This is a genomic window from Marimonas lutisalis (genome assembly GCF_005434965.1).
GTDB classification, from domain to species: domain Bacteria; phylum Pseudomonadota; class Alphaproteobacteria; order Rhodobacterales; family Rhodobacteraceae; genus Marimonas_A; species Marimonas_A lutisalis.
Genome location: NZ_SKCI01000003.1, coordinates 175,660 through 189,056 on the forward strand (window position 1 = coordinate 175,660; position 13,397 = coordinate 189,056).

Sequence of the window (13,397 nt, forward strand, 5' to 3'; positions counted from 1 at the left end):
AATGTCCGCACTCAAGATCAAGAAGGGCTCGACCAAGCATTCGGCCTACAATCTGCGCCCAACCTTCAGCGATGTCATGGAAGCGCACACCTTGGCCGTCGTGGTCGACAACGAGGCCGGCGTGCTTGCCCGCGTGATCGGTCTGTTTTCCGGTCGGGGCTACAACATCGACAGCCTGACCGTGGCCGAAATCGACCACGAAGGTCATCGGTCGCGGATCACCATCGTGACAACCGGCACGCCGCAGGTAATTGAACAGATCAAGGCACAACTCGGCCGAATCGTGCCCGTACATGAAGTACATGACCTGACCGTCGAAGGCGCCGCCGTCGAACGCGAGTTGGCCCTGCTGAAAGTGACCGGAACCGGCGACAAACGTGTCGAAGCGCTGAGGCTGGCGGATATCTTTCGCGCCAACGTCGTCGACAGCACGCTTGAAAGCTTCGTCTTCGAAATCACCGGCACACCGGAAAAGATCGACGCATTCGCCGACCTCATGCGCCCCTTGGGTCTATCCGAGGTTGCCCGGACCGGCGTTGCCGCACTGTCGCGGGGTCAGTAGAGCGGTCGCGGTCCGCGCTCAGCTGACAAGGCTCATGCCGGCGCCGCGCGCCTGAAACGGTACGACATTGCTGTCTGCTTCAGACGCCGTGTACTGGCGAGCGTCGGGGGCGACATCGGTGGTATCCGCGAATCCGTTTGCCTTCAGTTGCTGCGCCAGCAGCGGGTATTGCTGCTCCGCAACCAGGCGCGGATTTCGGGCAAAGCGCATCTCACGGCCCTCACTGAGCTGAAAATGCACGAGATCCCCGGCATCCAGAGACGGCCCATCGAAAGCGCTATTTTCCCCCGCGTTGTAGAACGCCAGATCGCCATGGTCTTCGCACCAGATCACGGCTTTTTTTTCCTCGCTGTCGCTCCACAAAACTACGCCGTACATCCAGGTCCTCGGTGAGTGGTGATGTGTTCCCTGTTCAATGTGAAAAAACTGAACGGTTTTGGACATATCCAATTCAGTGACTCGCCTGCTCTGATTTGTGACAGTTACAGCGTCACCTGACGCTTTTTGACGTCAGCTTTGACGCATTATTGCGTCAGGGGCGCTAAGCGTCCTACTATACCTATGATGGAATCACGCGGTGCCCGTCTCTGCATCTCGTGCAGATAACAACCGGAGCAAGAAGGCGTGTCACAAAGCCAGCCCGATACCAGTGCCGAGAACGACCCCGCCGAACTGCGCGGCATTTTCGGCGCCAACTTGCGTCTGCTGGCCAGCAGCTATGCATCGATCGCCGGATTGTGCCGCGAGCTGGGCATCAACAGAACCCAGTTCAATCGCTACCTCGGCGGCGAAAGCTTTCCGCGGCCCGACGTACTGCACCGGATCTGTGTTTTCTTCGGTGTCGACGCACGCATCCTGCTTGAACCTGTGAATGACATTCGCGATGGAAACCGGGGGCTACTGAACCACCCTGTCGTTTCGGCATTCCTTGGCAACGGATCCGTCGAGCTGAGCGAAAAGGAATTTCCCGATGGGTTCTATCGCTTCAGCCGGCCCAGTTTCACAGATGATCAACGGTTTGTCGTCGGCCTGGTGCGCGTTTTCCGTCAGGACGGCTATGCTTTCATCCGTGGATATGAACCTAAAGAGGCAATGCGACAGCAGGGTCTGCCGACCACCGCCAGCAGCCGGGAGTTTCGCGGAGTGCTGATGCACCAGGAACAGGGGGTGGCCGCATTGATTGCGCGGCACGGCGCTTTGACCTGCAGCTTTAATTTCCTGTCGCGCGTTACCTCGTATGAAAACAACTTCTGGGAAGGCTATGCTACCCGCACCGTACGCGAAAGCCTGAGCGGGCGCCGTGCCGCGCGCATGGTGTATGAGCACATTCAGGGAAACACCAAGGCGATCTTCGAGACCGCCCGGCAAGCAGGATTCGTCAGCCGCGATCAGCTCTCACCCTTCCATGCCCGCCTGCTGCAACTGGATATGCCGTTCCGCTGAGCCTCAAACCGCATCGCGCACGACGATTTGGTCGTAGAGGTGCCAGCTCGCATGCCCCAGCAAGGGCAGAACGAAGTACAGCCCCAGAAAGGCGGGCAGCATCGCAACGAAGGTGACGACGGCGATGAAGGCGGCCCATAGCAGCATAGGCAAAGGGTTCGTCGTGACCGTCTGAAAACTTGTGATCATGGCCGTCACGAAATCCACCTCGCGATCAAGCAGAAGCGGCATCGAAATCACAGTGACCATGTAGAGGATCAGCGCGAAAGCTGCCCCGATCGCCGAACCAACCCCCAGCATCATCAGCCCGTTCGACGTCAGGTACACCTCGTAAGAGCTTGACACATTTGTCATTGTCGAGAGGCCCAGGAACAGGGCGAAGATCATGTGCGCGATGAAGAACCAGAACAGGAAAATCATGATGATGATCGCACAGATCGACGGCAGTTGACGGCGGCCCTGCTGGGCGACGACACCGAAGATCTTGTAGATGTCCAGCGCCCTGCCCTGCGCGATCCGCCTCGATACCTCGTAAAGACCGACGGCAGCAAACGGCCCGACCAGGGGAAAACCCACAGCCGCGAAAATCAGCCAATAGGATTGGCCTGTGACCCAGGTAATGGCGGCCAGCACGATGCCGACGATCACATAGGCGCTGGCGAAAACGAAGCCGAAGCCCGGCGCCCGTTTCATGTCCGACCAACCGCGCTTCAGCGCCGTGAACAGCATCGAAATTTCGACATCGCGCAGCTCTGGCACGCCCATTTCCGCCGTGTCAGTCATGGCTCCTCCCCGATTTTCCGCGCGTCATGGTCAGCAGACCGTTTTTTTCGACGCAAATCAAGAAGCTGCAATTACCCCCGGCAGGCTCGCTGTGTGCTGCGTTGCCGCGTGCCACGCATGACCCAATTGCAAAAGTGCCGCGTCCGAACCGCGTGCCCCGAACATCTGCAGCCCCATCGGCAACCCGCCGGACGAGAACCCAGCCGGGATATTCAGGCAGGGCAGCCCCAGAAGCCCGATCGGGATGACAACCTCCATCCAGCGGTGATACGTGTCCATTTTCGTCCCGGAAATTTCTTCCGGATGCCGCCACTCAACCGGGAATGGCCAGACCTGCGCCGAAGGTAACAGAAGCGCGTCATACTCCTCGAACAGTTTAGCCGCACGCTTGAACCAGTTCGATCGCACAACACTCGCCCGGTGCACTTCGAGGGCCGAGAATCCCATCCCCCGCTCGATCTCCCAGATCGCCTCGGGTTTCAGCTTGGCGCGGGTTTCCGCGTTTTCGTAAAGCGCGGCACTTCCGCCCGCGACTGCCCAGGATCGCAGCGTTGTCCAGCTTTTCCAGATCTCCTCTGACTCGAACGGCGGTGCAACCTCTTCCACCCTGCATCCCAGGTCGTCAAACTTGCCAATGGCCGTTTCACACAGCTCAAGAATGCCCGACTCGAAAGGATAGGCCCCACCCCAGTCACGCAACCAACCGATCCGGCGGCCCTTTACGTCGGCCTCGATCGACGGCAGCGTGGGCTCTGCCGGGCATCCATGCGGCTGGCGCCGGTCTGGCCCTGATTGCACATCCAGAAGTGCCGCGATGTCCCGCGGGCTGCGACCCATCGGCCCCTTGGTGGCCAACTGGTGCAGGAACGTATCGCCAACCGGCTCGGTCGGCACCCGCCCCCAGCTGGGGCGGAAGCCGTATACGTTGTTCCAGGCCGCAGGATTGCGCAGGCTCCCCATCATGTCCGATCCATCGGCCACCGGCAGCATCCGGCAAGCCAGTGCCGCCGCCGCCCCGCCCGAGGAACCGCCCGCCGATCGGGAAAGATCATAGGGGTTGTGCGTCGCGCCGAAGACCGGGTTGAACGTGTGAGAGCCAAGGCCGAATTCCGGCGTGTTTGTCTTGCCGATAATGATTGCACCGGCTGCCCGCATCCGGGCGATCATGATATCGTCCTTTTCGGCGATCTGCCCCTCGAAGATGGGCGATCCCATCGTCGTAGGCAGCCCTTTCGCGTTCGCCAGGTCCTTTACCGCAAGCGGAAGACCATGCATCCATCCGCGCCGTTCAGACCGGTCCGCTGCGCGCGCTTCTTCCATGATCTCGTCAGGATCACGCAGAGATACGATCGCGTTCACGTCGCCATTCACCTGCAAAATGCGCTCCAGCGTGGCCGCCATGAACTCTTCGCAGGTGATTTCCCCGGCCTCTATTGATGCCGAGATCGCTACAGCATCCTGATCAAGAAAATCGCTCACCGCATGCCTCCCCGTTTATGCAGGAGGCAGGTTAGAACCTGCGCGGCTTATTGCAACGCCGAAAATGCGTTTCTCAGGCCTCGCCCTGGGCCTCGGCCCTGCTCTTGCCGCTGACGTCCTGCGCCAGCGTCGCCGCCATCAGGCCATCCAGATCGCCATCCAGCACGCCCTTGGTATCCGAGGTCTCGAAATTTGTGCGCAGGTCCTTGACCATCTGGTAGGGCTGCAAAACGTAGGATCGGATCTGGTTGCCCCACCCCGCCTCGCCTTTGGCCTCGTGCGCCTCGTTGATGGCCTGGTTCCGACGGTCCAGTTCCAACTGGTAGAGGCGCGATTTGAGCGCCTTCATGGCGATATCCCGGTTCTGGTGCTGCGATTTCTCGGAGCTGGTCACCACGATACCCGTCGGGTTGTGCGTGATCCGCACGGCCGAGTCGGTCGTGTTCACGTGCTGTCCGCCCGCACCAGAGCTGCGGTAGGTGTCGATGCGGATATCGGCCGGGTTAACTTCAATCTCGATATTGTCGTCGACGACCGGGTACACCCAGACCGATGAAAAAGACGTATGCCGCTTGGCCGCGCTGTCATAGGGCGAGATCCGGACCAGGCGGTGCACACCGCTTTCGGATTTCAGCCAGCCATAGGCATTGTGGCCCGAAATCTTGTAGGTCGCCGATTTGATTCCCGCCTCATCGCCCGGCGTTTCGGACTGCAGTTCAACCTTATAGCCCTTCTTCTCGGCCCAGCGCACATACATCCGCGCCAGCATCGAAGCCCAGTCACAACTTTCGGTGCCGCCGGCGCCAGCGTGGATTTCAAGAAAGGCGTCATTGGCATCCGCCTCACCGTTCAGCAGCGCTTCCAGCTCTTTCTCGGCGGCTTTGCGGGCAAGAGCCTCCAGTGCGGCCTCGGCGTCCTTGACCACCTCGGCATCGTCTTCCATCTCGCCCAACTCAATCAGTTCGACATTGTCATTCAGATCACGCTCAATCGACGCATAGGTCTCCATCGCGTCAACAAGGCTCTGACGCTCGCGCATGAGTTTCTGCGCCTTTTCGGTATCATCCCAGAGGTTCGGATCTTCGACGCGCGCATTGAATTCCTCAAGCCGGTGCTGCGCCGTGTCCCAATCCATGCGTTGCCGCAAAAGGTTCAGCGACTTCTTGATCTCTTCAACAGTGTTTTGCGTTTCGGCGCGCATATTGTCTTTCCGTAGGCTTGCTCAGAGACGGGTGATAGACGAGCCTGCCCGCCGCGGCAAGCGCACTCAGTAAAGGCCTCCGGAACTCAATGTTCCGAAGCTGGCCTTGGGCCCCACGACAGCTTTCTTGCCCGTCGACGTCGTCACCTGCTTGGCGCCGGCCCTCTGCACTTCGTCGAACAGCGGCAGGTTTTCCCCCATGGCGAAACCGCCGTCGAAGGTCACACCAAAGAGCGGCTCTTCGCCTTGGCGGAAACATTCGGCGACAACGTGATCACCTGATGCGTCACTGCCGAGGCGCGCCCCGGTAAAGCGGTCGATGTTGATGAAGGTGCATTCATCGGGCACGCGGAACGCGCCGCCGCCGTATTTCTTGATCGCCTCGCTCATGAAGCGCTGGAACACGGGGCCGCACATACCGCCGCCCGAAGCTCCCCGCCCCAGGCTGCGCGGGTTATCATAGCCGATGTAACAGCCTGCCACGATGTTCGAGGTGAACCCGATGAACCAGACATCCTTGGCATCATTGGTCGTGCCTGTCTTGCCGGCAACCGGCACCGGCAGCTTCACCGCACCTGACGCCGTCCCGCGCTCGACCACACCGCGCATCATCGAGGTCAGCTGATAAGCCGTGACAGCATTCATGACACGCTGGCGATTCGACATGATCTCAGGGCTTTGGTCACGTGGGATCGCCGGGTTGGCGCATTCCGTGCACTCGCGCGTGTCATGCCGATAGACGGTGTTGCCATACCGGTCCTGGACCCGGTCAACCAGCGTGGGTTCCACGCGCTGGCCGCCATTCGCGAACATCGCATATGCCGCGACCATCTTGAACAGCGTCGTCTCTTCCGAGCCGAGCGCGTTCGCCAGAAACTGCCCCATGCGGTCGTAGACACCGAAACGTTCGGCATAGTCGGCGACCACGTCCATCCCCACCTCTTGCGCCAGACGAATTGTCATCAGGTTCCGGGAACGCTCGATGCCGGTACGCAGCGGGGTTGGCCCGTAGAATTGATTCGACGCATTCTTAGGCCGCCAGACGCCTTGCGGTGTGTTGATTTCAATGGGTGCGTCAACCACGATGGTGGCGGGCGTGTACCCGCTATCAAGCGCCGAGGCATAGACGAAAGGCTTGAAGGACGAACCCGGCTGCCGCCGCGCCTGTGTCGCCCGGTTGAAAACCGAATGCTGATAGGAAAACCCGCCCTGCATCGCGATTACCCGGCCGGTATTCACGTCCATCGCCATGAACCCGCCCTGCACCTGCGGCACCTGGCGCAAGGTCCAGCGGACGAAATCGCCCTCGCCATTGCTGCCAGACGTCATGCGGCGCACAAGCACGACATCGCCCGGTTTGAAATTATCCTGGAAATTGCCGCGGATCCAGGAAATGTCCTTGCGCGGCACCACAGGCTCGGGGTCTCCCACCTTCCAGCCTTCGATGCCAAGGCGCAATTGCTGATCCTCAACACCCAGAACGACGGCCGGGAACCACGGCGATTCCAGTGTGATGTCGCGCGGCACGTTGACGTTGGCCAGCGCTTCCTGCCAGTTCTCCAGTTGGTCTTCGGGAATCCGTTCTCCGGTACCGCGCCAACGGCCAATGCCCCTGTCATACTGCTCCAGCTGCAACTGAAGCGCGTGGGCCGCGATGGTCTGCATTTCCGGATCGACGGTCGCACGCACTGTCATCCCACCCGAAAAGAATTCGTCTTCGCCGAAATCCTGCGACAGCTGGCGGCGGATTTCATCGGTGAAATAGTCCCGCGGCGGCAAGGCCACTTTGTAGCTCTCGAAATCGCCGTTCTGAACCGAACGCAGCGGCTGTGCCACCTCCTGCTCGAAGACAGCCTGCGTCAGGTAACCGTTCTCCTGCATCTCTTCGAGCACGAAATTCCGCCGCGCAATCAAACGATCCTTCTGGCGCACCGGGTGATAATCGCTGGGGGCCTTGGGCAACGACGCCAGGAATGCTGCTTCGTGTGGCGCCAATTCGTCCAGCGACTTGTTGAAATAGGTCTGCGCCGCGGCCGCCACGCCATATGAATTCTGGCCCAGGAATATCTCGTTCAGATAGAGCTCGAGGATTTCATCCTTGCTAAGCGTCTCTTCCAGCCGCGTTGCAAGGATGATTTCCTTGATCTTCCGCTCGGCCCTGCGATCACCGGACAGCAGGAAGTTCTTCATCACCTGCTGGGTAATCGTCGACGCACCACGGACGTTGCGCCCGCCTGAGCGCACGGCGTCTAACGCGGCGCTCGCAATACCGCGCATGTCGTAACCCTTGTGGGTATAGAAATTCTTGTCTTCCGCGCTGATGAACGCCTGCTTGACCAGATCGGGGATATCCTCCGCAGGCACGAACAGGCGCCGCTCATGCGAGAACTCGTCGATGATGCGGCCCTGCCCCGAGTAGATGCGGCTGATCGTCGGCGGCGTGTATTGCGCCAGGCTTTCATGGCTGGGCAGGTCGCGCCCATAGATCCAGAAGACGGCGCCCACCGACAGCGCCATCATCATCAGCCCCAAAGTGACAAGGCTGAACAGCCCCCCAAGGGCAGACAGGAAAAATCTCAGCACATGGGCCCCCTGATGCTCGCCCCGCTTATATAGGCAGCGACCTGTTCAGGGTCAAAACACAATCGGGCAAAACATGCGCTGGTTCTTGCCGGAATCCCTATGCTCATTGTCGCACCAGTTCGCGCAGCGCGGCATCCGAAATGATCCAAGCCTGAAGTCCGTCGCGCAGCGCCTCGGCCATTTGGCGGCGCCAGCCGGGGTTTGCGATGTTCTTGCGGTCGCGATCGCTGGAAAGGAAGCCGATTTCGAGGAGAACCGACGGGATATCGGGCGCTTTGAGAACGGAAAACGCGGCAGATCTGTGCGCACGCCGGTTCAGAGGCGCACCCGCCTGCCGCAACGCGTCGATCAGCGCCTTGGCAAGTTGTCGGGTTCTTGGCCGGGTTTCCGTGCGCGCCAGATCCATAAGCACGTCGGCGATCACGTCGTCCGAACCTGTCAGATCCACCCCGGCCAGCATGTCGGCCCGGTTGTGCCGCTCGGCCAGAAGCGCACTGGCTGCATCGCTCGCCTTCTCCGAGAGCGTATGCACTGTGGCCCCGCGCGCATGACCCTCGGCAAGGGCGTCGGCATGCAGAGATATGAACACATGCGCGCCGGCCTGATGGGCAATCGCAACCCGTCGTTCCAGCGACACGAACACATCCTCATCCCGCGTCAGCACCACGTCCATTCCGTCAACGCGCAACAGCGCCTCGCGGATTTCAAGCGCGAAACTGAGCATCAGGTCCTTCTCCACCTCGCCCCCCCGCTCGGCCCCGGGATCGATGCCGCCATGGCCCGGGTCGATCACAACCACGATGCGATCCTGCGACGGTTTTGCCGGTTCGGGATCGGGCGGCACCCCCCAATCGGGATCCGCAGGCACGACCGACAGTGCCGCGAACTGCGCCCGGGTGGCTGGCGACAGCAGCACCTGCAGACGCGCCTGCCCGGTCGTCTCGTTCACGCTCATGTCGGTCACGTCCACGATCATCGGTGCGGCAAGATCGACCACCATCCGCGACCAGCCCGGCCTGAACCCGCCAAACCGCACCGCACTCGCACCGTCGGCCCGGTCAAAGGCAAGCGCGTTCAGCCCCGTCCAGTCGACCTCCTTGAAATCCAGTACCAGCCGGTCCGGCGCCTCCAGCGTGAACAGGCGATATGGAACACCCTGGCTCAGCGACAGGTCGATCTTTATTCCGCCCCGGTGATCGCTCAGCGTGCTGTCATCGGGCAGAACGCGCGCCAGACCACTGTAGTCCTGCGCTGCAACGCACATTGCAGCGACCGACAGTGCCAGCCCGGCCAGAAATGCAAATAGCCTGCTCATCGCCCCTGAACTTCCCGGGATTCTTGGGCGCAGTCTAGCCGACGAAAAGAAGATTGGAAATCATCGGCGCGACTGCATGAAGGTTTTCAGACGTTCCAGCCCTTCGCGAATATCCTCGGTCGAGCGTGCATAGGAAAACCGCAGCGTTCCGCCCCCGCGATGCGGATCGAAATCCAGCCCCGGCGTGACCGCCACACCGGCCTTTTCAAGGATTTCCGCCGCAAAGGCCCGACTGTCATCGGTCAGGTGCGACACGTCCGCATAGACATAGAACGCACCATCCGGCGGTGCAATCCGGTCGAATCCCGCCGCAGGCAGGCCCTGAAGCATGAGCGCGCGATTCAGGCGGTAAACCGCGAGGTTTTCCTGCAGCTCGGCGTCACAATCCATAGCGGCCAGTGCGGCCACCTGCCCTGCGTGCGACGGGCAGATGAACATGTTCTGCGCCAAACGTTCGATGATCCGCACATGCGGCTCGGGCACCACCATCCATCCGACGCGCCAACCCGTCATCGAAAAGTACTTCGAAAACGAATTGATCACATAAGCGTCGTCTGTCAGTTCCAGCGCGGTCACGGCTTTCGCCTCGTATTCGATCCCGTGGTAGATCTCGTCGCTGATAAAGGAAATATCGCGCTCCTGGCATGTCGCGATCAGGGCCTGCATCGCGTCTCGGGACAACATGGTGCCCGACGGGTTGGCCGGCGAAGCAACCATTAGGCCCTGCAAATCCAGGTCGTCGAGATCGTCCGGCACCGGCTGCAGGCGGTTCTCGGCGCTGGCCGCGATCCCAACCGGTTCGATATCGAGCGACCTTAAGATCTGCCGGTAGGACGGATAGCCCGGCTCGCCTATTCCGACACGATCGCCCACATCGAAAAGCGCGGTAAATGCCAGTATGAAAGCTCCGGACGAACCGGCGGTGACGATCACCCGCCCCGGGTCGAGATCGACATCGTACCACGTGCCATAAAGCTGCGCGATCCGCGCGCGCAAAGCCGGCAGGCCGAGGGCCACGGAATAGCCCAACGGCTGTTCCCGCATTGCGTGCACCAATGCATCGCGCGCCCCGGCAGGGGCAGGTGTGCCGGGCTGGCCTACCTCCATGTGAATGATATGCCGTCCGGCCTCCTCGGCCCGTCTGGCCGCTTCCATCACGTCCATCACGATAAAGGGATCGACCTGCCCGCGTCTTGAGTTTCGCATGGAATCTTCCTTACTGTGCCAAGTGGTTTTCACAGGGAACGGGGGGCAGCGTCAATGCAGCGAATTCTCGGTCTTGTCCTGGCAGCTGGCGTGTATCTGGTTACGTCCCTGCCCGCAGCTGCGGTTACGTTGTTGCGCGATCCGGATATCGAACACGCGCTCAATCAACTCGCCCGGCCGGTCCTTTCTGCCGCGGGGCTCGCGCCGTCGCGGGTCCGCATCCTGGTCGTGCAGGACCGCAACCTGAACGCCTTCGTGATCGACAATCAGCATATCTTCATCCACTCGGGAATGATCATGCGCCTGCAATCGGCCGCCGAATTGCAGGCTGTCATCGCGCATGAAGCGGCGCATATTGCAAACGGACACATCGCGCGAAGGACGGTGAACGCGCGCACGGCGAAAAACATTGCAGGACTCGGCCTGGCATTGGCCGCAGCAGCCGCAGCGAGCGGCAACAACCAGGCCTCGACCGTCCTCGGACTTGGCATCTCGAGTTCCGCAAACCGTGTTTTCATGGGCCATACCCGCGCCGAGGAATCCTCGGCCGATCAATCGGCCGTGCGATACATGGCGCGCGCCGGTGCCGACCCTGGTGGCCTCGTGACTCTTATGGAGCTTTTCGCGGGACAAGAGCTTGTGTCCGCCGCGCGCCAGGATCCCTATGCCAGGTCGCACCCGATGTCGCGTGACCGTTTGCGCCACACCAAGGCGCTGGCCGAGGCCTATGCAGGCAAGACCAAACCCGATCCCACGACCGAGTACTGGTTCTCGCGCGCCAAGGGCAAGCTCACAGCTTTTCTGCGGGCCCCGAAATGGACCCGCAGCCGCGCGGGCGACAGCGCCGCCGAGGACATTCGCCTGATGCGCGTTGCCGTGGCTTACCACCGGGACTCCAACGCCCCGAAGGCCGTGGCAACGATGCAGCAACTCCTCGCCGCCCGCCCGCGCGATCCTTTTTATCATGAGCTATTCGGCCAGATCCTGCTGGAAAGCCGACGCTATGGCGCGGCCGTCAAAGCCTATCGCAACGCAGTCAACCTGGCCCCGCGTGACGCGCTGATACAGGGTGGTTACGGGCGGGCGCTGATGCTGACGGGCGATATGGGCGGCGCGATGACAGCGCTGGAACGGTCGCTGGCGCGCGACCGCAATAACACAAGAGTGATGCGGGACTTGGCCCAAGCTTATGCGAAAACGGGGCGTACCGGCCTGGCCGCCATGGTCACAGCGGAACGCTATGCGCTGCAAGGCCGGATGAAGGATGCAGGTATCAACGCCAAGCGTGCGACGGACCTTTTGCCGCGCGGCTCGGCAGGTTGGCAACGCGCACAGGATGTGCTTTCTGCGGCCGAAGCTGCGGAAAAGAAACGGAGATAGAGATTGATGAAACGCCACCTTCCCCTTGCGCTTGTTGCCGGGCTTGCCGTTACCGGCCCCGCCGCGGCGTTCGACCTCACCAGCATGAGCGACGCTGAGCGCGAGGCATTCCGCGCGGAAATCCGCAACTATCTGCTTGAAAATCCGCAGGTCATCATGGAGGCGGTCGCCGTTCTGGAGCAGCGCGAAGCCGAACAGCAGGCGCAGAACGACAAGGACCTGGTCAAGGTCAACGCCGAGGCGCTCTTTGATGATCCGGCCTCGTGGGTGGGTGGAAACCTGGATGGCGACGTGATCATGGTCGAGTTCGTCGATTACCGCTGCGGCTATTGCCGCAAGGCACATGACGAGGTGCAGCAACTGCTGGAGACCGACGGAAACATCCGCATGATTGTCAAGGAATTCCCGATACTTGGCGAAGATTCCCTGACCTCTTCGCGCTTCGCTATCGCCACGCTGCAAGTGGCCGGCGACGATGCCTACAAAGCCGTCAGCGAGGCGCTGATCAAACTGAAGGCGAGCCCGGAAGAGGCGGTGCTGCGGCGGTTGGCGGAGTCGATGGGGCTGGATGCGGGGGCGATCCTGGCGAAGATGGACAGTGACGAGGTCACGGCGGTGATCGAGGCCAACCACGCGCTGGCGCAGCGGTTGCGGATCAATGGGACGCCCACTTTCGTGCTGGGCGACCAGATGCTGCGGGGCTATGTACCGCTGGCCAACATGCTGGCGCTGGTGGACGACATCCGCGCCCAGTGAGGCCGATGAAATCCCTTTTTTACCTGATAGTTGCGGGACTTCTTTCAAGCCCTGCAACCGCGCGGACGCAGACTGATTTCCGCGCCTTGAGCGATGCGGAGCGCGCCATTCTAAGGGCGGAAATCCGAGCGGTTCTTCAGGCCTCACCGGAAATCGCCGCGCCGGCGCGCGGCAGCCGGCCCATGCCGGAGCCGTGGGACGTATACGCCGAAGAAATCGATAAAGATCATGCACTTATCGAGCGCTTCGCAGACCGGCTGTTCGATCCGTCGGCACCGGGCTTCGGCCCGCAGGAAGCGCGCGCGAAACTGGCGTTGTTGGTCAAGGCCGATTGCCCGGACTGCCGCCGCGCCGAGACCGAGTTGCGCATGCTTGCCGGACATCATGATTTGCGCGTAACCCTTTTGAATATCGACAAAAACGCCGATCTGGCCGAGGCGCTTCAGGTCGACCAGGTACCGTTCTACGTGATGCCGAAAATGATGCTGCGCGGGCACATGCCCGCGCCCATCCTGACCCGCTACCTGGAAAATGGCACAGGTCAGTGACGCGCCAGTGACCCACCGTCCCGCAAGGTTAACAGCGCCGCATGCCGGAATACCCCGGGGGTGATCCCCGGCTGACATCCGGCTGACATGCGTACACCGCCGCAACGCGGCATTCGCTAAGACAAAATTGATTAACGCGGC

General features: G+C 61.2%; 12 protein-coding genes. 5 read left to right on the forward strand and 7 right to left on the reverse strand.

Features of this window, described 5'->3' with window-relative positions; all coding sequences use genetic code 11:
• The first annotated feature begins 1 nt into the window (after window position 1).
• Entirely contained in the window at window positions 2-562 is a 561-nt protein-coding gene (ilvN, locus tag E0501_RS14005) for an acetolactate synthase small subunit (protein ID WP_137702004.1), read from the forward strand.
• Between the two features lie 18 nt (window positions 563-580).
• Here the strand turns inward: ilvN and E0501_RS14010 are convergent, their stop codons facing one another.
• Entirely contained in the window at window positions 581-1,006 is a 426-nt protein-coding gene (locus E0501_RS14010; protein ID WP_235857862.1) for a hypothetical protein, read from the reverse strand.
• Window positions 1,007-1,186: 180 nt separating this feature from the next.
• On the opposite strand from E0501_RS14010, the gene E0501_RS14015 reads away from it, so the two are divergent.
• Window positions 1,187-2,005, forward strand: a complete 819-nt coding sequence (locus tag E0501_RS14015; protein ID WP_137702005.1) for a helix-turn-helix domain-containing protein — start codon at window positions 1,187-1,189, stop codon at window positions 2,003-2,005.
• A gap of 3 nt (window positions 2,006-2,008) precedes the next feature.
• On the opposite strand, the gene E0501_RS14020 is transcribed toward E0501_RS14015, so the two are convergent.
• The 6 genes from E0501_RS14020 to E0501_RS14045 all read right to left on the reverse strand — a co-directional run bounded on the left by E0501_RS14020 (window position 2,009) and on the right by E0501_RS14045 (window position 10,572).
• Complete coding sequence (locus tag E0501_RS14020; RefSeq protein ID WP_137702006.1) at window positions 2,009-2,788, reverse strand: DUF2189 domain-containing protein; 780 nt, start codon at window positions 2,786-2,788, stop codon at window positions 2,009-2,011.
• 57 nt (window positions 2,789-2,845) lie between these two features.
• A complete protein-coding gene (locus E0501_RS14025; RefSeq protein ID WP_137702007.1) occupies window positions 2,846-4,267 on the reverse strand; it encodes an amidase in 1,422 nt (473 codons plus the stop codon).
• A gap of 73 nt (window positions 4,268-4,340) precedes the next feature.
• Window positions 4,341-5,468 (reverse strand): peptide chain release factor 2, encoded by a 1,128-nt coding sequence (prfB, locus tag E0501_RS14030; RefSeq protein ID WP_137702008.1) that lies wholly within the window; start codon window positions 5,466-5,468, stop codon window positions 4,341-4,343.
• 66 nt (window positions 5,469-5,534) lie between these two features.
• Complete coding sequence (locus tag E0501_RS14035) at window positions 5,535-8,051, reverse strand: penicillin-binding protein 1A (RefSeq protein ID WP_137702009.1); 2,517 nt, start codon at window positions 8,049-8,051, stop codon at window positions 5,535-5,537.
• A gap of 103 nt (window positions 8,052-8,154) precedes the next feature.
• Window positions 8,155-9,366 carry an N-acetylmuramoyl-L-alanine amidase gene (locus E0501_RS14040; RefSeq protein ID WP_137702010.1) on the reverse strand — a complete coding sequence of 404 codons (1,212 nt, stop codon included), beginning with the start codon at window positions 9,364-9,366 and terminating at the stop codon, window positions 8,155-8,157.
• A 60-nt stretch (window positions 9,367-9,426) separates the two neighbouring features.
• Window positions 9,427-10,572, reverse strand: a complete 1,146-nt coding sequence (locus tag E0501_RS14045; protein WP_137702011.1) for a pyridoxal phosphate-dependent aminotransferase — start codon at window positions 10,570-10,572, stop codon at window positions 9,427-9,429.
• Between the two features lie 54 nt (window positions 10,573-10,626).
• Here E0501_RS14045 and E0501_RS14050 point away from each other — a divergent pair, with 54 nt between their 5' ends.
• The 3 genes from E0501_RS14050 to E0501_RS14060 are packed head-to-tail and all read left to right on the forward strand — an operon-like array spanning window position 10,627 to window position 13,256.
• Window positions 10,627-11,952 (forward strand): M48 family metalloprotease, encoded by a 1,326-nt coding sequence (locus E0501_RS14050; RefSeq protein WP_137702012.1) that lies wholly within the window; start codon window positions 10,627-10,629, stop codon window positions 11,950-11,952.
• A 6-nt stretch (window positions 11,953-11,958) separates the two neighbouring features.
• Window positions 11,959-12,708: a DsbA family protein gene (locus tag E0501_RS14055; protein WP_137702013.1), complete on the forward strand. Its 750-nt coding sequence runs from the start codon at window positions 11,959-11,961 to the stop codon at window positions 12,706-12,708.
• Entirely contained in the window at window positions 12,705-13,256 is a 552-nt protein-coding gene (locus E0501_RS14060) for a glutaredoxin family protein (RefSeq protein ID WP_137702014.1), read from the forward strand. The genes E0501_RS14055 and E0501_RS14060 overlap by 4 nt, the downstream gene beginning before the upstream one ends.
• The last annotated feature ends 141 nt before the right edge of the window (window positions 13,257-13,397 follow it).